At 34.4% G+C, this 23432-nt stretch carries 20 protein-coding genes; all 20 read left to right on the top strand.

Going from position 1 to position 23432, the window contains the following annotated elements; genetic code table 11:
* Positions 1–32: 32 nt before the first annotated feature.
* The 20 genes from I0Q91_RS03425 to I0Q91_RS03330 all read left to right on the top strand — a co-directional run bounded on the left by I0Q91_RS03425 (position 33) and on the right by I0Q91_RS03330 (position 23423).
* Positions 33–1151: a metallophosphoesterase family protein gene (locus tag I0Q91_RS03425; RefSeq protein WP_270452877.1), complete on the top strand. Its 1119-nt coding sequence runs from the start codon at positions 33–35 to the stop codon at positions 1149–1151.
* Complete coding sequence (locus I0Q91_RS03420; protein WP_270452876.1) at positions 1141–3579, top strand: AAA family ATPase; 2439 nt, start codon at positions 1141–1143, stop codon at positions 3577–3579. The genes I0Q91_RS03425 and I0Q91_RS03420 overlap by 11 nt, the downstream gene beginning before the upstream one ends.
* Positions 3580–3716: 137 nt before the next feature.
* On the top strand, positions 3717–4889 hold the full coding sequence (locus tag I0Q91_RS03415; protein ID WP_270452875.1) for a dipeptidase: 1173 nt from the start codon (positions 3717–3719) through the stop codon (positions 4887–4889).
* Between the two features lie 196 nt (positions 4890–5085).
* A complete protein-coding gene (locus I0Q91_RS03410) occupies positions 5086–5958 on the top strand; it encodes an aldo/keto reductase (protein ID WP_270452874.1) in 873 nt (290 codons plus the stop codon).
* Positions 5959–6127: 169 nt separating this feature from the next.
* On the top strand, positions 6128–7270 hold the full coding sequence (locus I0Q91_RS03405) for a Gfo/Idh/MocA family protein (protein ID WP_270452873.1): 1143 nt from the start codon (positions 6128–6130) through the stop codon (positions 7268–7270).
* A gap of 755 nt (positions 7271–8025) precedes the next feature.
* Entirely contained in the window at positions 8026–9447 is a 1422-nt protein-coding gene (locus tag I0Q91_RS03400) for an FAD-binding oxidoreductase (protein WP_270452872.1), read from the top strand.
* Between the two features lie 358 nt (positions 9448–9805).
* Positions 9806–10183, top strand: a complete 378-nt coding sequence (locus I0Q91_RS03395; RefSeq protein WP_345790945.1) for a gamma-glutamylcyclotransferase family protein — start codon at positions 9806–9808, stop codon at positions 10181–10183.
* Positions 10179–10643 (top strand): gamma-glutamylcyclotransferase family protein, encoded by a 465-nt coding sequence (locus I0Q91_RS03390; RefSeq protein ID WP_345790944.1) that lies wholly within the window; start codon positions 10179–10181, stop codon positions 10641–10643. The genes I0Q91_RS03395 and I0Q91_RS03390 overlap by 5 nt, the downstream gene beginning before the upstream one ends.
* Positions 10636–10857 carry a hypothetical protein gene (locus I0Q91_RS03385; RefSeq protein WP_270452871.1) on the top strand — a complete coding sequence of 74 codons (222 nt, stop codon included), beginning with the start codon at positions 10636–10638 and terminating at the stop codon, positions 10855–10857. Before I0Q91_RS03390 ends, I0Q91_RS03385 begins: the two co-directional genes overlap by 8 nt.
* A 234-nt stretch (positions 10858–11091) precedes the next feature.
* Positions 11092–11475, top strand: coding sequence for an HIT family protein (locus I0Q91_RS03380; RefSeq protein WP_270452870.1), 384 nt, complete (start codon positions 11092–11094; stop codon positions 11473–11475).
* Between the two features lie 199 nt (positions 11476–11674).
* Positions 11675–12409 (top strand): GntR family transcriptional regulator, encoded by a 735-nt coding sequence (locus I0Q91_RS03375; protein ID WP_270452869.1) that lies wholly within the window; start codon positions 11675–11677, stop codon positions 12407–12409.
* Between the two features lie 179 nt (positions 12410–12588).
* A complete protein-coding gene (locus I0Q91_RS03370) occupies positions 12589–14160 on the top strand; it encodes an ABC transporter substrate-binding protein (RefSeq protein ID WP_270452868.1) in 1572 nt (523 codons plus the stop codon).
* A gap of 30 nt (positions 14161–14190) precedes the next feature.
* On the top strand, positions 14191–15186 hold the full coding sequence (locus I0Q91_RS03365; RefSeq protein WP_270452867.1) for an ABC transporter permease: 996 nt from the start codon (positions 14191–14193) through the stop codon (positions 15184–15186).
* A gap of 32 nt (positions 15187–15218) precedes the next feature.
* The gene (locus I0Q91_RS03360) at positions 15219–16079 is read left to right on the top strand and encodes an ABC transporter permease (RefSeq protein WP_270452865.1); all 861 of its coding nucleotides are present in this window, start codon (positions 15219–15221) and stop codon (positions 16077–16079) included.
* Between the two features lie 26 nt (positions 16080–16105).
* Positions 16106–17068, top strand: a complete 963-nt coding sequence (locus tag I0Q91_RS03355) for an ABC transporter ATP-binding protein (protein ID WP_270452864.1) — start codon at positions 16106–16108, stop codon at positions 17066–17068.
* Between the two features lie 17 nt (positions 17069–17085).
* The gene (locus I0Q91_RS03350) at positions 17086–18117 is read left to right on the top strand and encodes an ABC transporter ATP-binding protein (RefSeq protein ID WP_270452863.1); all 1032 of its coding nucleotides are present in this window, start codon (positions 17086–17088) and stop codon (positions 18115–18117) included.
* A complete protein-coding gene (locus I0Q91_RS03345) occupies positions 18118–18855 on the top strand; it encodes a nucleoside phosphorylase (RefSeq protein WP_270452861.1) in 738 nt (245 codons plus the stop codon).
* Between the two features lie 34 nt (positions 18856–18889).
* Positions 18890–20689 carry an adenine deaminase C-terminal domain-containing protein gene (locus tag I0Q91_RS03340; RefSeq protein WP_270452860.1) on the top strand — a complete coding sequence of 600 codons (1800 nt, stop codon included), beginning with the start codon at positions 18890–18892 and terminating at the stop codon, positions 20687–20689.
* A gap of 580 nt (positions 20690–21269) precedes the next feature.
* Positions 21270–21605, top strand: a complete 336-nt coding sequence (locus I0Q91_RS03335) for a nucleotide pyrophosphohydrolase (RefSeq protein WP_270452859.1) — start codon at positions 21270–21272, stop codon at positions 21603–21605.
* Positions 21606–21644: 39 nt separating this feature from the next.
* Positions 21645–23423, top strand: a complete 1779-nt coding sequence (locus I0Q91_RS03330; RefSeq protein ID WP_270452858.1) for an McrB family protein — start codon at positions 21645–21647, stop codon at positions 23421–23423.
* The last annotated feature ends 9 nt before the right edge of the window (positions 23424–23432 follow it).

Genomic DNA, 23432 nt, shown 5'->3' with positions numbered 1-23432 from the left:
AAATTATAATCACTCAACAAGGAGGCCCCACCATGCCATTAAAACTTTTACACACCGGCGACATTCACCTGGGTATGCAATTTAATAGCTACCCTGCCTCAGTCAAAGAACAGCTAAAAGAGGCCCGCATAGAGGTGCTAGAAAGGATTGTAGAGCTGGCCAACACTGAAAGTTGCGATCTCATAGTTGTGGCCGGAGATTTATTCAATAATACCCGGGTTAATACAAAACTAATCCTAAAAACAGTCAATATCTTCGACCGCTTCAAAGGCGATGCCATCCTATTTTTACCAGGCAACCACGACTATGATATCGGCCAGGATAACGTCTGGAGAACCTTTGAAAGAAAGGCCACAAAAAGGCTGATCTTATTAAACAAATTTGAGCCCTATAATCTAAGCGATTACGGCCTTGATTTAACAGTCTATCCAGCTCCCTGTGATTCCAGACATTCAAGCTCCAACAATCTCGACTGGATCAAAAATTATGACAGGGAAGATGACAACAAATTTACAATCGGAGTAGCCCATGGAGCCCTCGCAGGTATTTCCCCGGATCTAACTGATGAATATTTTAAAATGTCAGTCGATGAACTATTATCAATAGATATGGATCTCTGGTTATTAGGCCACAGCCACATCCAGTACCCAGAAAATGATACACCTGCCAGTAAAAAAGTTTTTAATAGTGGCACACCGGAGCCAGATGGATTGGATTGCAAACATGAAGGCTTTGCCTGGAAAATCACTTTAGAAGATGATAAACATACCTCTGCAGAAAAACTCAAGACAGGCAAATTTAGATTCTTTGATCTCAAGAAAAATATCAATAATAAAAGCGATCTTGAAGCCATTAAAGATGAGCTACTTGCCGGCAAGCCAGAAAACAAAATAGTCCGCTTAAATTTAACAGGTGGCATTGATGAAGCAACCTATAACCAGCGCCAGAGCTTTTACGATGATTTAAAGTTTAAATTAAGCTATCTTGATATTGAAGATGACGACCTCTATATCAAGCTAAATCATGATCAAATTGAAGATAAATTTACAGCAGGTTCATTCCCCTATCAATTCCTGACCAGGCTGGAAGATGATGAAAAATCACTCCACCTGGCCTATGAACTGATCAAGGAGGTGCAGAATGAAGCTTAAAAAATTTAATACCCGGATATTCGCAGGTATCAACGATAAAGAAATCCAATTTAAAGATGGCCTCAATGTATTACTAGGACCCAATGAGGCCGGTAAAAGCACAATTATCAATGGTATTTTTGCCACCCTATTCAATGATCCTAAAATTAAAAAAGGCACTAAAAAAGATAAAGAATTCAATAAAAAGTTTCTCCCTTATCCAGATGGAGAATACATCCATGGCAATCTAATTATCGAAGATGATGGCGATAAATATAGAATAGAGAAGAAATGGAGCAGAAACAATCCCTCTGTGCTCCTTGAACTGCCAACAGGAAATATGATTGATGATTTAGATAAAATAGATAATACCTTAAATGACATACTGCTCTATGGCGAGAGCACCTATGATAATATCGTTTTTGTCAAACAGAGCGATGTCAAGGCTGCAGTCAAAAGAATTGCCGAAAATACTGATGTCAGAAGCACCGTAAATAACTTCTTAAGAAAAGCTGTTATGGAGATGGACGGCATAGTTACCGATGAAATCAAGGCCAAAATTGAAAATGAAAAGGATGATCTCTTAGCCAGATGGGATTTAGATAGACAGCAGCCAGAAAATACTGATCGAGACGTCAATAATCCCTATAAAGTCGGAACTGGTAAAATATACGATGCCTATATAGAAAAAGAAAGAGTCAAGCAAAAAATCAGATGGGCTGAGAATGGCGAAGAAAAACTGCAGAAAATAAACCAGGAGATAGAAACCCTGGAAGCAGAATTAAAAACAGCTATCAAAAAACTAGATGAATTAAGCGAAATAGAAGATGATATCAATAAAAGAATCGAATTAGAGCCAGAATTAAAAAGAAAAGAGGAGAAATTTGAAGATTTAAATGAGATAGAAACTAAATGGCCAGAGTTAAATCAAGCAATTAAAGAACAGAATAAAAAGCTAGAAGAATTTAATAAGGAGTTAGAGCAGTTAAATCAGGAAAAGGCCGATTATGATAAATTAAAGCAAAAAGAAGAATTAGAAGCTAAGCTCAATAAAATAGCTGAACTTAACTCCAAACTAGAAGAATTAAATAATGAAAAAGAAAAGTATGCAGAAATAGATGAAGCCAGAGTTGAAGAACTTGCAGACCTGGAATCAAAAATTTCCAATATCGATGCCCAATTATCAGCCAGCAAATTAAAGGCTAAAATAATCAAATCATCTTCCAGTACCAGAGTTGTCAGAGGTGTTGGCGATGAAGAAGAGATTACAGCTGGTTCTGAAATAGAAGCCGATGGCTTTCTAAGAATCCATAACAAAGATATTGATCTTGAAGTTAGTTCTGCCGAAATCGATTTTGAAGAGCTAAAAGCAAATTATGATTCAGCCAGAGAAAAATATAATAAAATGATAACTGAATTAGAGGCTCTAGATATCAGTAACTCTAGAGAAGCCCGAGCAAAACTTAAACTTAAAAATGACCTGGCAAGAGATATTGAGCAGGCTCAAAAGGAAAAAGATAAATTATTAGATAGCAATAGCCTTGAAGAATTAAAAGAAGAGTATGCAAAGATTGAAGTTCCTGACGCTATCAGAGAAGTAGATGTAATTGAAAAAGAAATCGAAACCTTAAAAGATGATAAGATCAGTGACTTAAAGATTAAGATTAAAACCGGCGAAAATAAAATAGCCGAGTGGCAAGAAGAATACAATAGCCTGGAGGAATTAAAGTCAGAAATTACAACCCTGGAAACTGAAATCAATGATATAAATAAAGAACTGATAGCCCTGGCTGAATTACCTGAAGAATTTGAGACAAAAGATGAATTCAGGCAGAAGCTAAAAGACTTAAGGAAGATCAAAGAGAGTAAAACTAAAGCTCAGAACGAAAAGAATCAGGAATTAATCGAAATACAGGAAACTATGCCTGATGAATCTCTAGAGGAGTTAGAAGAAAACCAGGCAAATAAAGAGCGGAAATTCAATAGCTTAGAAGATAGAGCCAGGCGTTTATTAAAGGTAGAGGCAGCATTCTCTGAAACACTGGCAGAAATGGACGAGAAGTCATTTGAGCCGCTGATCAATTCATTCAGCTGTCATTTAAATACCTTAACAGCAGGAAATTACCAGGCCAGCAATATCAATGACAGCTTCGATATCGAAATAATTAAAGAAGATGCCGAGAGAAAACTGCCAGTAAATATGAATATCTTATCCTTTGGAACCTACGACAGTGTCGCCCTGGCCTTAAGATTTGCTTTATATGATAATCTCTTCGCAGATAAGCCAGGCTTTATAATCCTTGATGACTGCCTGGTTAATTTAGATCCAAAAAGAACAGAAAAAGCAATTGAACTAATTAAAAACTTCCAGGACAAATATCAGATTATCTTTAGCACCTGTGATCCAGAGACAGCCAGGAGACTAGGCGGAAATGTAATCGATCTCTAGAATCTAATAAATCTATAAATTCAAGAGATTACTAACTTTAAGAAATCGCTAACTTCTTAAGTCCATATTAATATAATCGTGATATAACGCCAGGACATTCTGTCCTGGCATTCCTCATAGGGAAGGTGGTGTTAAATATGGGCCAGATGACAGTAATAGCTATAATAATATTATTGGTCATTATATATTCATCAGCTCCACTCTATATACCTTTCATTGAAAATAAAATCAATAAAATCAACAAAAAATTTGATTACAGAGCGTCTAAAGATGCCAGAGACTTTCATTCAACGCTGTTTATTATAGATCTTCATGCCGACTCCCTATTTTCCTGCCGCAGTCTTCTTCAGAGCAATTCAAGATGCCATGTTGATATACCAAGGCTAATTAAAGGAAATGTCAAACTCCAGGTATTTGCTACACCAACACTTATCCCCTTTAACCCGAATATAGAAAGAAATACTAAAAAGTTCGCAATCTCAGGTTTTCTTGCATTTATGATGCACTGGCCCATAAATACCTGGTATAGCAAGAAAAACAGGGCACTGTATCAGAGCAATAAGCTGCATGAGATTCAATTAAAATCAAAAAATACTTTTGAAATCATTAAAACATCAAATCAACTGGAAAACTATTTTAAAAGGTGTAGGGCCGAAACCAATATTACTGCCGGACTTCTTGCCCTTGAAGGAGCCTATATAATTGACAATATCAATGATGATATTGATGAGCTTTATAACCAGGGCTTCCGGATTATAGGCATAGCCCATTTAACCGATTGCAATTTAGGCGGCTCTGTCCATGGCGTTGAAAAAGGGGGCTTAACTGAGTCTGGCAGAAAAGCAATAAAACGAATCGAAGAATTGAATATGATTATCGACTTAGCTCATGCCTCTTCAAAATTAATAGAAGATGTCCTGAGAATTTGTTCCCGACCGGTAATTGTATCCCATACAGGAGTTAAAGGTTGTCTGAATAATAATCGAAACCTATCAGATCAACAAATAAAGAAGATTGCTGATAAGGGAGGACTGATTGGGATTGGGTTTTGGGAGACAGCAGTCGGCATAAATGGCGTAGAGTCGATAGTGAATTGTATCAAGTACGTTTCTGATTTAGTTGGGGTAGAACATGTAGCTCTAGGCTCTGATTTTGACGGGGCTGTAACCACTCCCTTTGATGCTACAGGCATGGTGCATATTACAGAGGAACTTCTAGAGCAGGGCTTCTCAAAAAAGAATATAAGAATGATTATGGGTGAGAATGCTTTAAACTTTCTACTGAATGCCTTACCTAAAGAATTTAATTAATAGCCAGCAGAAGCAGATAGAAAGATTAAAGAAGAAAAATAACGGCTTAATCAGAAGTTTTAAGCTAAAGACCTAACGGTTACCCGACGGTTACCAAGTAGTATCTTTGAGCAAATTTCACAAAGTATATTTAAGATAAATTATTTTGAAAAAATATTTAAATTGGATGTAACTAATTAATTTCAGGAGGGATAATATGAATTATAGAATTCTAGGAAGAACAGGCCTTAAAGTTTCCATTCTATCTTTTGGAGGTATCATGTTAGATCAATTATTACAGGAAAAAGCTAATGAAACTGTTACTAAAGCTATTGAGTCTGGAGTAAATTTATTTGATGTTGGACCTACTTATGGGACTTCACAAAAAAAATTAGGAAAAGCTATTGAATCTCATAGAGAAGATGTTATCTTAACCTGTAAAACTGAGCCTGACAAAACAGCTTCAGAAGTTAGGAAAGATATTGAGAATTCATTGAATTTGCTAAAAACAGACTATTTTGATGTCTATCAACTGCATGAGGTTACAAATGAAAAATCATTAAATAGTTCTCTAAAAAAAGGCGGGGCTCTAGAAGCTATCATAGAGGCCAGGGATGAAGGAATTATTAATTATATCGGTTTTTCAGCCCATAGTGAATGGGCAGCACTAAAATTAATGGAAGAATTTGATTTTGACACTATAATGGTGCCTGTTAACTGGAATTACTGGTACAATCAAAATCAGTGGGATAAAGTAATAAAAGAAGCCAGAAAAACAGAGAAAGGTATTTTAGCTATAAAAGCACTGGCTCAGCGGCAGTGGAATCCAGAGGAACAAAAGAATAGATATAACACCTGGTATAAACCTATTTATGATAATGATGAATTAGCTGAACTTGCCTTAAGGTTTACCCTGTCAAAGGATATTGATACTGCATTAAGCCCAGGAGACCCAAGGATGTTAGATTTAGGATTAAAAATAATCAAAAAATATGAGAATAGTTCTTTTGAACTCTCCAATTCAGAAGAAGCCCAACTGAAAAAATATATTAAAACAGATGGAGGAAAACTATATCCAATTCCAAAATAATATTATTATAGCAGGATGTCATTGATATTCCAATGATGAGAATGTAATTTTACCCCTAAAAAGAGAACCGCAGCGCACTCCATCCTGTCACTTATATTTTATCAAAAAGTAGTATGGAGCACAAATAGTTAACTTTATAGTTTTAAAATATCTCAACAGGAGGTAAATCATGAAAAATAATTGTTTAAAGTATGGCATGGTTGGTGGAGGACCAGGAGCTTTCATTGGAGATGTTCATCGCCGGGCAATTAGACTTGACAATACTGCCAGACTGGTTGCTGGCAGTTTTTCTCAAGATTACGATAAGACCCTTTCTATTGGACGAGATCTGGGTCTGGATGAAGACAGGCTTTATGATAATTTTCAGGAAATGGCGAAACAGGAAGCTTCTCGGGATGATGGTATCGATTTTGTTTCAATAACCACCCCGAATAACACCCATTATCCAATTGCTAAATCCTTTTTGGAGCAGGGAATAAATGTACTCTGTGATAAGCCAGTGACTACAACTCTGGCTGAAGCAAAAGAATTGAAGGAACTGGCCGATCGAACCGATACGCTTTTTGGTGTCTCGTATACTTTCTCAGGATATCCTATGGTTAAAGAAGCAAGGCGTTTGATCAAAGAGGGAGAATTAGGCGAACTCAGAATGATTATGGGCGAGTACCCTGATGAATGGCTGGCAGCTCCAGCTGATAACAAGCAGGCGGCCTGGCGAACCAATCCTGATCAGGCAGGCATATCTACCTGTATTGCTGATATTGGCAGTCATATTGAAAATACAGTTAGTTACATGACCGGTTGTGAGATTTCCCGATTGAGTGCTAATCTAGATATCTTTGTAGAAGGCAGGAAACTGGATGATAACGGTGGAGTTATGATTAAATATAATAATGGGGTAAGCGGCATGTATTGGGCATCTCAAATTGCAATTGGCAATGAGAATGGCTTGAAGTTGAGAATATTTGGATCAAAAGGATCGCTTGAATGGCATCATAAAAATCCAAATCTTTTAAAATTTACAAAATTGAATGAGGCTCCAAGAATGCTTTCACGGGGGCATGAATATTTAGGGGACGAAGCCCAAGAGAATTCTCGTATTCCGGCTGGTCATCCAGAAGGATTTTTTGAGGCCTTTGCTAATATTTACAGTAATTTTGCAGCTGCAGTCCAGGCTAAGAAAGAAAAGGACAGTATAGACCCTTCTGATTTTGATTATCCTAAGCTAGAAGAAGGGTTAAGAGGAGTTAAATTCATTGAAAAATGCGTTGAGAGTTCCAAGAATGATTCAAAGTGGATAGATTTCAAATAAATTTTAATTATGAGAGTTTTTTGCAAGCTGAGTCTAATTGAGAAAGTTTTAAACTAAGGCCGCCGTAAGGCGGTTTTATATTTTATAAAGACTAATTAAATTCTTATTTATTGTATAATTAAAATAGGATCATTGCAGGATAAAATTACTAAAAGCTGAAGTATTATAATAGACCTGAAATTAAAAATATGAAATCAAAAAAACCATAGAACAGAAGTTATTAAGCCTAAATTCAAAAGGGGGAAAATAAAAAATTGAAACTATCTTAGATGAATTAAAGATTAACGAGAAGCTCTCAATTGGAGTCCAGGCAGAAAATGATGAAGTCGGTTTATTTATCGCCTCAGAGCATGTCTCGGCCAGCTCTGCCTTCCTCCCGGAGGAATGGTATTTTAATTTAATTAGTTTTTAAAAAATTAAAAAAACTAATTGATTAAACTCGATAAATATGCTATACTTTAACAAGTATTAGTTATTAATAAGGCTTCAATTAAATTGGAAGGAGATAATTTTCAACAAATAAACTTTTAATAATTTTGTTGCAGCCATGTTGATTATTAATTTAGATTTATATGTTCTGTCAGGACAGAGGACGTTCAGCTATTATTATCAAATCACCCCAGGTTGTAAACCTTTTCTGGGGTTGCCTGATTTAGATGATTGTTTAAATGGTTCGAATTAGTCTCCTGCTGATAGAATCTCGGTATAGGTTAATTATGACTAATTTTTTCAAAACTGAAGGGAGAGGAATTTTAATGAAGCAGGTTAAGATAAAAACTCTTGATGAGAAAATGATTGAGCTTGATGATGAAGTTCTGACCGATTTAAGCAATCAGCTAAAAGGCAACTTGTTGAAAATGGGAGATGAGGGCTATGATGAAGCTCGAGAAATCTTCAATGGTATGATAGATAAGAAACCTGCACTAATCGTTCGTGCTCAAGGTCCTGCAGATGTTATCTCAGCTGTTAATTTTATTCAGGAACACCAGCTGAAAAGTTCAATCCGAGCTGGTGGCCATAATGTTTCTGGAGCAGCAATTGCAGAACAAGGGCTGGTAATTGATGTTTCAAAGATGCGCAGTGTCCATGTGAATCCAGAAGAACAAACAGCTGTGGTGGAAAGCGGTGCCCTTCTCGGTGATGTTGACCATGAAACTGCCCCGTTTAACCTGGCTGCACCACTGGGAGTAGTCTCTCAGACAGGGGTTGCAGGCCTTACCCTCCACGGAGGTATGGGCTGGTTGACTAGAAAGCATGGACTGACAATTGATAATCTAAAATCAATCGAGGTAGTCACCCCTGACGGAGAACTAGTCAAAGCATCAAAAGACAACCACCCTGATCTTTTCTGGGCACTTAGAGGAGGAGGAGGTAATTTTGGGGTAGTTACAGCCTTTGAATTTGATCTTCATCCTGTAAGTGATCCGATCTCAGCAGTTATAACAGTTTACCCGCTGGAAAAAACCGAAGAGGTTATGGCTTTCGCTAGAGATTATATGTCTTCAGCACCAGAAGAATTAATGCTGATTGCTGACTTTGGCAGAGCACCTGCTATGCCTGGGATTGCTGAAGAGGACCAGGGGAGACCGTCCTTGATTCTTTTTGGTTGTTATTTTGGTTCTCAGGATCAGGCAGAAGAAATTGCAGGCCCACTACAATCAATAGTTGAGCCAATAGCTGATCTAAGCTTTCCTTTACCTTTTAAAGATTTCCAGCAGCTTCTAGATGCTAACTTTCCTGTTGGAAAACTCTATTACTGGAAGTCTATCTATCTGGACGAAATTAATGATGAAGTCTTTGATCTGATTGAAAAATACGTAAAAAAGCAGCCATCTCCTGATTCAACTACAGATTTTTATTTTCTAGATGGTTCTATGAGTCGCGTTCCTCTTGAAGCCACTCCTTTTTACAATCGCAAATACCCTTATATGGTGGCCATTCAATCTAATTGGTATGGCTCTGATAAATCTGAAGCCAATATTTCCTGGGCCCGGTCATTTCACAGCGAATTAGAGAAATTAGCCGGTGAAGGTAGTTACCTTAATATCACTGGAGATCTTGATAAAAGAGAATTAGTACTGAGGTCTGCCTATGGCGATAATCTGGAACGTTTAAAGAAGATTAAATCAAAATATGACCCTGATAATATTATGCCTGGTTTAATCAATATCTCTTAGCAGATATTTGAATGAATTAAAGTCGCCAGGCTTATATTAATATAATCATAAAATATCACGCCAGGACAGTCTGTCCTGGCTTTTTCTATGCCCCCTCCTTACCCGACGGTGACCAAACGGTATCTTTAAGCAAATTTCACAAAGTTTTTAGCCACAAATCCAGCCCTTATTCTGCTCCTTTAACCAGCTAATACATAGGTGATATCACCTAAAAATATAAAATTATATACAAATATATTGAAATTAAATTAAATTTATGGTAATATATACATAATAAATAACAAAATATTTACAATTATTTATAAAGCTGATCAGCTTTAAACAAAACTAACTCAAGGTTCAAGCCTTAAAGGAGGAGATCACCATAAAAATATTTGTCTATGGCACATTAATGCAGGGCTATGGCAATCACAGACTGATAAAACCATATGTAACAGATCTAAAAGCAGCTACAACTCAGGGAAAACTATTTGACCTTGGAGCTTTTCCAGCATTAAAAGAGGGAGAAGACCAGGTTAAAGGTGAGCTAATCATAATCGATAAAGCCCACCAAAAAGAAGCACTGGAAAGTATGGATATACTTGAAGGCCATCCAGATTTTTATCGCCGGGAATTAATAAAGGTTAAAGAAATCAATTCAGGCAAAAACCATCAGGCCTGGACCTATATTTATAACTCTGAAATAAATGATAGATCAAAATTAATCCCAAATGGAAACTGGAAGGAGGTAGATTAAGATATATTATTTTGCCTATGGCTCAAATATGAGCAGCAGAAGATTAAAAGAAAGGATACCTTCGGCCAGGTCAGTAACAACCGCCAGGCTCAATAATTACAGGTTTGCCTGTAATAAGATAGGCGGAGATAATACAGGTTATGCCAATCTGGAATATGATCCAGAGAGCCATGTCTATGGTGTCGTTTACAAATTGCAGCCAGATCACTTTAACACACTGGATCTCTATGAAGGCAATTATCAGAGAAAAGAAGTCAGAGTTGAGGCCGGCTCCAAGAAGTTAAAAGCCATCACCTATATCTCAGATTATACCAGTAATGACCTTCAAGTAGCCGACTGGTATCAGGAGTATATCTTAAACGGCGCCAGGGAGCATCAGCTGCCAGCAGAATACATCCAGACAATTAAAGAAGAATTAAATCATAAAAGAGAAGCTAACTGGAGGATAAGCAATGGATAATAAAATGATATTTAAATGCAAAGTATGCGGTGATTTCAATCAAGAACCGGTGCCAGAATTTCTGTATATCGAAGTCATGCATTATAAAGAGCATGGAGATGAAAGAGACATGCAGGCCCTGACAGATTTAAGGTGCACAGCCTGCATGTCATCCCGGGACTACACTGTCAGAGAGATATTATCATTTATAGCAGAATACCAAAATAAGCCCTAAAGATAGCAAATCATTTCATAATTTAAGTAGTAGTTAATAATTTATTTAATATAGATTTATTAATATTAGAGTTTTTTATTTTTGTATTAAAATAGACTTTAATTTTCTTTAATTGCTTTTTGATATTAAAAATGAAAGCCAAAGTATATCATGTATTTAGAATTCTTAGCAGGAATTTAAGTTATATTATCGAAATAGTTAATTAAGATTTAAAATTAATATATTAATAGAGAGGTGATTAAAATTTCTTGCAGATTTTGCACTTTAGATGAGAATAGAGTAGAGATGGAAAATGAACATGCTATTGCGATTTATGACAAATACCCTGTTAATGAAGGTCACATGATGGTTATTTCTAAACGGCATTTTTCAAATTTTTTTGAAGCAACCGATGAAGAAATTTTATGTTTGTTTAACTTATTAAAAGAATCCAGAGATTATCTTGAAGAAAAATATAATCCAGATGGTTTCAATATTGGTGTTAATATTGATGAAGCAGCAGGGCAAACAGTAATGCATCTTCATATTCATTTAATACCTCGATATGAAGGAGATATTGATGATCCAAGAGGAGGAGTTCGAAAGTTAAAAAAAGAATTAGTGCCATTTAATGGATAGTAAATTAAATTTAAAATCATTATAAAATAATATAGCTTTTAATAAATTACCGGCAACTCTTAATAAAGTTGCCGGTTTTATTTAATATTCAAAAAAATTTAAAAATTAGCTTTACAGCATTACTTTACTATGGTAAGATATTTACAAGGATAGTCGTCTAACGTCTAATAAAAATTCATAAAGCATAGGTGATAATCCAATGAAATATTTAAAAATTAAAGAAGATATTCGTCAGATAATTAATCGAAAATTAATGTTAGAAAACAATGATGATCTTCGACTTCCATCAGAAGAAAGTTTAGCTAAACAACTGAATACAAGTCGAGTAACTGTCAGAGAAAGTTTAAGAGATTTAGAAAAAGAAGGAACTATTATAAGAAAACATGGTGTAGGAACTTTTATAAATTCTGACAATGATCATTTTGATCGTGGGATTGAAAAATTATCCAGTGTGACTAATATTATTGAAGAAAGAGGCTTTACACCAAATACTGATGAACTAAAAATAAATCACGTTAATTATGAAGAAATAAATAATGAATTTAAACTCAGAAACCAAAAAGATTTAAAAAATAAAAAATTTATTAAAATTGAAAGAGTTAGACTAGCAGATGAAATTCCGGTTATCTTTAATATAGATTATATTTTGAATGAAAAGTTAAATCAGAAAAAGATTATGAACAAAAAAAACTTTAATGGTTCGTTATTGGATACCCTTGATAAAAATCATAATATCTATATCACTAATTCAAAAGCAAAAATTAAACCATTAGTTAGTGATAGGTTTCTTCAAGAAAAATTAAAATTACCTAAGAATTCACTTTTGTTATTAATGAAACAGTATAATTATAATTCAAATGGTGAATTTATTTTTTTCTCAAAAAGTTATTTTAGTCATGATAAATTTGAAATCAGGATGTTGAGAACTAGATAATAAAACTATTTCAGTAAAAAGTAGTTTTTATAATTGGTAAATGTTAAGTGTAATTTAATGATCATATGAATGAATAGGGAACAGACTTATATTCATTTAATTAAGGGGGTGTAATAGCTATCTAAAATTATTTATGAATCAGTATAATTTGATTTTTTAATTAAAAAAGGGGGATAAAAATGAAGAAGAATTTAAAAACAATTTTCATTATTACATTAGCATTAGTTTTTGCATTTAGTTTTGGCTCAGTTAGAGCAGAGACTCCTCAAGAAGGCGGAGATTTAGTAATTGGTATTGGTGAAAATCCTGATCATCTTAATCCTGGAATTACTACAAGTTATCCTGTAGCAGCTGTAACAGCAAATGTATATAGTGGTCTTATCTGGAGAGCAGAAGATGGCACTCCTCAGCCACAACTAGCTGAGAGCTGGGATGTTTCAGAAGATAATACCGTATTTACTTTTCATTTAAAAGAAGATATAACCTGGCATGACGGCGAAGCATTTACTAGTGAAGATGTGAAGTTTAGTTTTGAAGAAGTATTGCCAGAATTTCATGGTCGTTTCCAGGATGTTCATGAATTCATTGAAGATATTGAAACACCTGATGATAATACAGTAGTAATAACATTAACAGAAGCTTATGCACCTTTTTTGGTTTCACTAGAAGTTTATGATGCTCCTATAATGCCAAAGCATTTATTGGAAGATGAACTTGATAATATTTCCGAAGCTGATATAACAGTAGAACCAGTTGGTACTGGTCCTTTCCAGTTTGTAGAATGGGAAAGAGGAGATAGGATAGTACTTGAAAGAAATGAAAATTATTTTGATGATAATGCTTATTTAGATAGAGTTTTATTTAATATAATACCTGACTCAGCTTCTAGAATCTCTGCCTTAGAGACAGGTCAGATTGATTATCTCTGGGGATTTTATTTCCCACGAGCTGAAATTCCAAGATTTCAGGATGATCCTAACTTTGAAATGTGGCAGGGTGTAAGAATTCCTGCATTATGGTTTGCCTTCATTAATTTTGAGCATCCTGAATTAAGTGATCCACTTGTTAGACAGGCTCTAATGCATGCAACAGATAGAGAATTGATTATTGAATTAACCCAAGAAGGTCTTGGTGATTATAATGTTGGCCCAATGGGTGGCGCATTCGATTTAACTTATTTTGAAGAATATGATTATAGTAATCTTTATCCATTTGATCTTGATAAAGCCAGAGAATTACTTGATGAAGCTGGTGTTGATGAACTTGATATTTCAGTAGTGGTAGATCCTAATAGAGATGACTTAATGGGTGCTGCAGAGATAATGCAGGATCTTTATAGCCAGATAGGAATTAATCTTTCAATTGATACTCAAGAAAGAGCAGTAATGATTGAAAATGTTTATGAAAATAGAGATTATGATCTATCCCTTCAATCATTTACTTCTGGTGGAGACCCAGCAGTTGGTTACCATAGACTCTATACAACTCAAGAATTCGGAACTCCATTTGTTAGTGCTACTGGTTATTCTAATTTAGATGTAGATAGAATTCTTAGAGAAGCTGCTTCTATTCCATTCCATGATGAACGCAAAGAAAAGTACAGAGAAGCCATGGGAATTTTAAGTGAAGATGTACCTTTATTAGTACTTTATGAAGAAGAGTCTGTAGATGTTAATGATGTTAATTTAAGAGGATTAAGACAGGGCCTTGATGTTAGGAGCAGACTAGATAAAGTCTGGTGGGCTCAATAAACTCCACTATATTAAGGAGGCTGCTATTAAATGAGTTCTAGTAATAGCGGAGGTAGAACCTTAGGGCAATACGCTTTATTGCGTGTTGCCCAGGCTATACCTCTCATAATTGCAATAATAATCATAAACTTTTTATTGATTAATTTAGCTCCAGGTGATCCAATTACAGCTCTTGTGGGAGAATTTCCAGTACCTGCTGAATATGCCGAGCAGATGAGAACGGAATTTGGGCTTGATCAGAACATATTTATTCGTCTGGCAAGATATATTGGAAATGTTTTTAGAGGTAACCTCGGTTTTTCATTTAATTATAGGGTGCCTGTGTTGACTTTAGTGTTAGGTAGACTTCTTAGAACAATGATTCTTATGATATCAACAATAGTTTTTGCAACAATTGTTGGAGTATTGTTTGGAATATTGGCAGCAAGATATAAAAATACAATTATTGATAATATTGCTGTTGCATTTTCCACAATAGGTTATTCAATACCTGTTTTCTGGTCAGGTCAGATATTAATTTTAGTTTTTGCAGTCTGGCTAGGATGGTTTCCATCAGGAGGACTTCAATCGATTAGGGCTGATTATTCTGGATTTCAATTTTATTGGGATAGAATGATTCATATGATATTACCAATGTTAGCATTATCTTTAAGATATATTGCATTAACAACTAGGGTAACAAGGACTAGTTTGATTGAAAATTTAAGTTCAGACTTTGTACTTGCAGCTAGATCTAGAGGCATTAGTTCTAAGAATGTATTATTTAGACATGGGCTCAGGAATTCACTAATGCCGATTGTCACTATAATAGGATACCACTTCACTTTTATAGTAGCAGGTTCAGCTCTTGTTGAAACAGTTTTTGGTTGGCCAGGAGTGGGAAGGTTACTCTATACTTCGATATCGGCTAGAGATTATCCGACATTGATTGGGATACTATTAATAGTTTCTATAGTTGTAATAATAGTTACATTATTAACTGATTTATTATACGCCTATATAGATCCCAGGGTAAAATATGAATAAATTTAAACATAGCAAGAGTGAGGTGAACTTAATTGGCAGAAGATAATTTAGGTAGCTCAGAAATAAAAAAAATCTGGTACTATTTTAGCCGTAAAAAAATAGCTATAATTGGTATGTTCTTAGTTTTAGCAATTATTATAATTGCTATTTTTGCTCCAGTACTTGCACCACATAGCCCCAGGTCAGTTTCAAGATTGAGATTTGAACCACCTGGGACAGAAGGACATTTACTTGGAACAGATAATCTTGGTCGAGATGTACTGAGTGGTGTTATTTGGGGTGCCAGAGTATCCTTGATTGTAGGTATTCTTGCAGCATTTACTGGTACAATAATTGGTATCATTGTAGGAGCCTTAAGCGGTTATTATGGTGGCTGGATAGATAACATATTAATGCGTATAACAGAGTTGTTTATGACAATACCGAGATTTGTGTTAGCTCTTGTTGTAATCTCATTCTTTGGTACAGGATTAAATAGATTAATATTAGTAATTGGAGTTTTAAGCTGGCCAGGAATGGCAAGATTAGTTAGGAGTGAATACCTCTCTCATAGTAGTTTGCCATATGTAGAAAGCGGAAAAGTAATTGGTATGAGTGATTTTAGATTAATCTTTATTGAGATATTACCAAATGTTCTGCCCCAAATTATTGTTGTTTCAACCCTTAATATAGCAACAGCTATTCTTTTAGAAGCAGGTCTAGGATTCTTTGGATTAGGTGACCCTAATATGATGAGCTGGGGTGGTATGTTAAGTTTAGCCCAGGATTATTTGAGAAGAGCCTGGTGGATGTCAGTTTTTCCGGGAGCAGCAATTTCCCTGGCAGTTCTTGGGTTTAACTTAGTCGGTAATGGTCTTAATGAAGCAACTAATCCGGTGCTACAAAGTGATTAGAAGTTCTGTCCTGGAGGTATTAACTAATGAAAAACATTAATTCATATGAAGATTATCTGTTAGAAATAAAGAATTTAACAACTGAAATTAAAATTCCTAATGGAATTATTAAACCAGTTGAAATAGAAAAGTTCTTTGTTCCTAAAGGAAAGATTATTGGTCTTGCAGGAGAAAGTGGTAGTGGTAAATCAATGACAGCATATTCAATTCTTAATCTATTCCCGACTTCTGCAGCAAGAGTCAAAGATGGTGAGATTAATTTTAAAGGAAGAAATCTACTTAAGTTAAAAGAAAAAGAATTGAGAAAAATTAGAGGCAATGAAATTGGTATGGTTTTTCAGGATTATTCTCTTACTTTTAATCCAGTTGTTAAGATTGGAAAGCAACTTAAAGAAGAACTTAAAGCTCACAATATAGGTGATCGAGACAATAGAATTTTATCAAGTCTTGAAGAGGTTGGACTTTCAAAGGATATTATAGATCGTTATCCACATGAATTATCTGGAGGGATGCTTCAGAGAGTTGGAATTGTTTCAGCTCTTATCTGTGATCCAGAATTAGTTATAGCTGATGAGCCAACCACAGCTTTAGATGTAACAATTCAAGCTCAAATACTTGATTTATTAAAGGAACTTCAAAAGAAAAAGAATTTTACACTTTTAATTATAACCCATGACTTAGGGGTTATTGCTGATATTAGTGACTATGTTTATATCATGTATACAGGTAAGGTTGTTGAAGTAAATGATGTTTATTCAATTTTTAATGAACCTAAGCATCCTTATACTAAAGGTCTTTTAAAAGGAGCTTTTTCAATGCAAAGCTCAAAAAAAGAAATAGAACAACCTATTAAAGGGAGTATACCTAATCTTACAGAACTTCCAAATGGTTGTAGATTTAATCCAAGATGCCCGGAGGTAATGGAAATATGCAAAAAAGAGTTGCCTCCATTTTTTGATAATGAAGTTGCTTGCTGGCTTTATAAATAAAATAATCGGGTGATTATATGAATACTAAAGCATCTCCATTAATAAAACTAAATAATGTAACTAAAGAATTTCCTTATGACCGTTCATTTTTTGGTTATAAAAAGTCTTTAAAAGCAGTTAATGATATATCATTAGAGATAGTTCCAGGTGAAATTTTAGCATTAGTTGGCGAGAGCGGTTGTGGTAAAACAACTACAGGACGACTAATTCTCAATCTCGAGAGTTTAACTTCTGGGGACATTATCTATAAAGATAAATCAAGGTCTGATTTTCAAGACAAGGATTGGAAAGAATATCGACAGAAAGTTCAGGTGGTCTTTCAAAATAGTAAAGCTTCATTAAATCCTAGAAAGAATATTGCTAATATAATGCGATCGGCTCTAACCTGTTCAGGAATAATGGATAAAAATGATAAGCAGGCTATTAAAGAAAGAATACTTCAGTTATTAAATGATGTTGGTCTTAAGCCAGCTGAAAAATTTTTAAGTAAATACCCTAATGAACTTTCTGGTGGGCAGAGACAGAGAATTGGAATAGCAAGGGCGCTTGCAACTGAACCAGAATTTATTGTTGCTGATGAACCAGTTTCTGCACTGGATGTTTCAGTTAAATCTCAAGTTTTAAGATCCTTACAAAAGCTTCAGACCGAAAGAGGCCTTGCCTTTTTATTTATCAGTCATGAGTTGACAGTAGTTCGTTCAGTGGCGGATAGAATAGCGGTTATGTATTTAGGTAAAATAGTTGAGATTGGAACAAATGATCAGGTTTTTGAAAAACAGATTCATCCATATACAGAATCGCTTGTTTCTTCAACACCTATTCCAAATCCTGAAAAGACAAGAAATAAGGAGAGAATAATTCTATCTGGGTCAGTACCATCACCTAAAAATCCGCCATCAGGCTGTCATTTTCATCCACGTTGCTTTTATGCAAAGGAAATTTGCTCTAAAAAAGTTCCAAGTTTAGAAGAAATAGAATCAGGCCATCAGGTATCATGCCATTTTGCTAAAGAAAGATTCGATAATAGAAATCAAGGAGGTAATTTATAAATGGAAGAAGTTCAAAAACATATTAGATGTAAAAAAGGTGATATAGCAAGTTATGTCTTAACACCTGGTTCAGTTGAAAGGGTTGAAAAGATTGCAGATCATTTTGATAATAAAGAACTTGTTACTAGACACAGGGAATATTTAATTTATAACGGTCAGTATAAAGGTGTTGATGTAACTGTCTGTTCAACAGGAATAGGTGGACCTTCAACTTCAATAGCATTAGAAGAAATGATTAAAGTCGGAGCTGATACTTTTATCAGGGTTGGATCCTGTGGTGCAAGACAACCAGATATAGAAATTGGCGATGTCATTGTTGTTGACAGCGCATTTAGAGGAGAAGGTACTAGTAAAGAATATGTAGATTCAGCTTTTCCAGCAGTAGCTGACCACTATGTAACTGCAGCTTTGATTGAGGCTGTTAAAGATAAAGGTCGCAAACTACATATTGGTACCAGCTATACTCGAGATGCATATTATAAGCAAAACCCAGCACTTAATGAACTTCTAACAGAATATAATGTGAAATGCTCGGAACAGGAATGTTCTACAATCTATACTCTGGCTAGAATTCATGGTGTAAGATCCGGAGGTATAGTTGGCACAGATTCTAATATACTTTTACCAGAACAGCCAACTCTTGCTGAAAAAGAAGAATTATTTGCTAAAGCTGAACAGGAATCAATCGAGATTGCCCTGGAAGCCATCTATAAGTTGGCTGAACAGGATAAGAAGTAGCTTTAATTAACAGGAATAGGAAGTGGTGGAACTATTGACAGAACAAAATACCAGGAAACTATTTAAAAATATAAAAATCTATAACCCACATTTCAGAGAATTTATCTTTGGAAATTTATTGATAATTGGTGATCAGGTAGAGTTTATTGGTCAGATAGATGAGTTGCCTGCAGAAGTAATGGCAAGTATTAAAGCTGAAAATACTTATGATCTTAATGGCAAATATGTAATCCCAGGATTGATTGATATTCATATGCATATTGAGAGTTCAATGCTGGCTCCAATCCCCTTTGCCAGTGCTATTATTAAACATGGAGTTACTTCAATAGTGGCTGAACCCCATGAAATAGCTAATGTTTTTGGTTTAGAGGGGATTAAAGAAATGATAGCCAGTGCAAAAGAATCGCCGGTCGATATATTCTGGGGAATTCCAAGTTCAGTACCATCGACTAGTAATCAGTTAGAGACCTCAGGTGCAGAGATAGCTATTTCAGAATTAAAAGAGCTTTTAGATTATGAGGATATAGTTTGCCTGGGAGAGGTAATGAATAATAATGCAGTTCTTTATGAGCCTGATAGTAAAATTAATAAACTAATCGAAGTTTACCAGCAAAAGTCAGGTAATGACATTATAGAAGGACATGTTCCTTCGCTTTTAGGTTATGAACTTGCTAGCTTTATTAGAAAAGGTATTACTGCTGATCATACGCTTCAAAACCTTGATCGACTAGAAGCCAGAGTTAAGAATGGTATGTTTGTTGAGATTCAAGAGAAGACTTTAGATAGAAAATTAATTGAATTTATAAATGAACATAACATTTATGATAATCTATCCCTGGTAACTGATGATATTATGGTCGATGATCTGATTGATAGAGGCCACCTTGATAATGTAATTCGTCAAGCGATAATATATGGACTGCCAGTAATTGAAGCTATTCATATGGCGACGTATACTCCGGCTAGAAGAATGAATTTAAACGACAGGGGAAGTCTGACCCCTGGCAAAAAGGCAGATTTTATAGTCCTTGATAGCCTTGAGGAATTTGAGATTGCTGAAGTTTATAAGGATGGAAGGTTGGTTTTCAGCTCGACTGATATTTTGCATGAGGATAATCAATCTCAAAATACAGAAAAAGCTGAATTGTTTAGTTCAAAGCGCAGTTTTCCAGAATATTTTTATAATAGTGTTAAATTAAAAAGCATAAATAGTGAGGATTTGAATATAATAGTTCCGGAAAGTTATAAAGATAATGAGGAAGTTACCTGTAGATTAATTCAGGTTAAATCTGATAATACCTATACTGAAGAAAAAAATGTTAATTTAACGGTTAATCAGTTGCAAGAACAAGAAGTTACATTAAACTGGGAAGACTCACCCTATGCTCTAGCAGCAGTATTTGAACGTCATGGCAAAAATGGTAACATAGCTAGAGCATTAATAGGTGGAGAGACAATTAAAAGAGGAGCAGTAGCTACAACTTATGCCCATGACCATCATAATCTTTATTTGATTGCTCATAATAAAGAAGATGGTATAATGGCTGCTAATGAAGTCATAAAAGATCAAGGTGGAATAGTAGTAGTTGAAGATGGAAAAATTATTGCAAAGCTTAAACTTCCAGTAGCTGGTATTCTTACTGAAGAATCAGCAATAAAAGCTGGAGGAAAACTAAAAAAAGTTACTGAAGCATTAAAACATTTAGGTTATAATCATTATAATATAATTATGTCACTCTGTACTAATACTTTACCAGTCAGTCCGGCTTTAAAATTAACAGATAAGGGTTTAATCGATGTAGAAAACACTAAAATAATTGACCTCTTTATTTAAAAATTAATACTTTAAATTTAGAATATATAATTTAAGTCCCTTATGGAAATACTCCCTGAGAAATTCAGGGAGTATTTAATTGTTTGACCTTTAAATTAAAGTTAAATCTAAAGGTTATGAGGTGAAAAGCCTTGACTTGTAAGACTATTAAAACTATGAACTTCTCTATATCCAGTTATTCTAGCATTTACTTCATAACTCTATAGGCTCAATATGGGGGAACCTCATTTCACTATTTTAATTATTGATTAAATTAAATACTTTTTTTTAAATCAACAAAGTCAATATTTATTATACGTTATTGCAGGATAAACTTAGTAAATGGTTAAATATAATATTAATAGCATAGATGCTAAAAACCATAGCCTTAAAATGAAACAGATTCGAGAAAATTTATGCAAATAACTTTATGCTAAATACAAAGTCAAAACAATAATGTAGTTTGTTTAGAGATACTTTTGACCTTTCTTATGATTATTTAACATAAGTTAGCTTATCATGCAGGTAAAATCAGCTCAATAAAGAATAATAGAATTAAGTGTAAATAGATAAAGAAATTATATTCTACGGAGGTTCAATAATGATAGATCAAGAACTAATAGATAAAATAATTAAATTTAGAGATGACAGAAACTGGTCACAATACCATACACCAAAAAATCTAGCAATATCTTTATCATTAGAGGCCAATGAACTCTTAGAACTTTTCCAGTGGGTTAATAGCAATGAAGCTATTGAAAGTTCAAAAGCTGAGATTAAAGATGAATTAGCAGACATTATTATATATTCTATTTTAATGGCCGATAGAATGGACCTGGATATTCAAGAGATAGTTGCTAAGAAACTGAAGAAAAATAACTTGAAATATCCTGTAAATAAATCTTATGGTTCAAATGCTAAATATACTGAATTGTAATCCTAGAATTTCAGCACTGGTTAGGAGGCTAAACTAACTATGGGTAATGATCAGAAGAATAAACTTTTTTATTTTACTGCCAGCAGCTCAGCTGCCCAGGAACATGTTACTAAAACTATTAAGAATTCCGTAAATTTAATGGATTATGCTGATTATATTGATAACGGCTTTCTAGATGAATTAGAAAATCCTGAAAATGTTAATATGTGGGGTGCAACTCCTGGTACTAGTAATAAAAGCAATTGGAATAAGCTAGAAAAGGTTTACAGGTTTTTACTCTATGGATCAAATCAGACCTTTACCCATTACGGAAGGGTTATAGCAAAGGTCCAGAACCATCAACTAGCAGAAAGCATCTGGGGAACAACCACTAAAGGAGAGACCTGGGAATACATATTTTTTGTCGAGATAATTTTTAAAACAGATATAAGTATCAAAGAGTTTAACAGGTTTGTAGGTTATAGTGAAAATTTTACTCCCCAGGGTTTTTCATTTATAGCAGATACTAAACTAGAAAAAATTATAAATAAATATAATTCAATAGATACTGCTATAAAGACTTTAAACGATGGTATTGAATATGAAAATGATTTAAAGCAAAATGACCCAGAGGTTTCTGAAGACAACAAGGATGATCAGGATTTAGAATATGAAACAGGCATTAAAAGTAAAATTAGAAAGATCAAAAACTACATAAATGCAAAAGGATTCAGCTATAAACCAGGTACTATTGAAAATTTCTATCTCTCACTTAAAACCAAGCCATTCGTTCTACTGGCAGGAATCTCTGGTACAGGCAAGACAAAGCTGGTTCAGCTCTTTGCTGAAGCTGTCGGTTGTAATGGAGAGCAATTCAACTTAATCTCTGTCAGGCCGGACTGGAGTGATACTTCTGATCTGCTAGGCTATACTAATATAAAAGGTGATTTTCAACCAGGACCATTAATTAAAACAATAAAGCTGGCCAATCAAAATCCAGATAAGCCCTATCTTGTCTGTCTGGATGAAATGAATCTGGCCAGGGTAGAATATTATTTCAGTGACTTTCTCTCAAAGATGGAAACCAGGAAATATAAGCAGGATAGAATAGTTACTGATGAACTTTTATCAGATATTATTTTTTTCGAAAAAGAAAATATTGAAGTTGCCGACAAGCATGAGTATGAAGGGCTACATCTCTCAGAAAATCTCTACATAATCGGGACTGTTAATATGGATGAGACTACCCATCCATTTAGCAAAAAGGTTCTTGACCGGGCCAATACTATAGAATTTAATCAGATTAATCTAATGGATCTGCCAGCCCAAAATGATTTAGATATTGAAACTTTAAATGAAGAAAATCAGTTTTTAAAGACGAAATATCTAAATTTAATAGATGCTTTACCAGAGAAGAAAAGTCATATAGAAGAGATTACAGGAATTTTAAGAGATATCAATGAGATTTTAAAGTCTGCAAATCTCCATGCTGGTTATAGAATTAGAGATGAGATAAACTTTTATATGATTCATGCAGATAATTATAGATTGTTTTCTAATGACAGCCAGGAGAATCAAAATAAAGCTTTGGATTATCAGATTAAACAAAAGATTTTGCCTAGAATTCAGGGCAGTAGCAGAGAACTTAAAAACATTTTAATAGATTTATTCGATTATTTTGCTGATACAAATTTTAAAGTTGAGAATAGAAAGATTAGTGAACAGATGATTCAACATCTAGAAAATAATCAGGATATTAAATATCCTCAATCTGCAGATAAAGTAGCCCATATGATTAAGCGCTATGAACAGGACGGATTTACTGCTTTCTGGATCTAACTCACATAT

Origin of the sequence: Halonatronomonas betaini (genome assembly GCF_015666175.1) — a bacterium.
Taxonomy (GTDB): Bacteria; Bacillota; Halanaerobiia; order Halanaerobiales; family Halarsenatibacteraceae; genus Halonatronomonas; species Halonatronomonas betaini.
The sequence above is the reverse complement of the archived record's forward strand: the minus strand, read 5'-3'. Positions and strand labels throughout refer to the sequence as shown.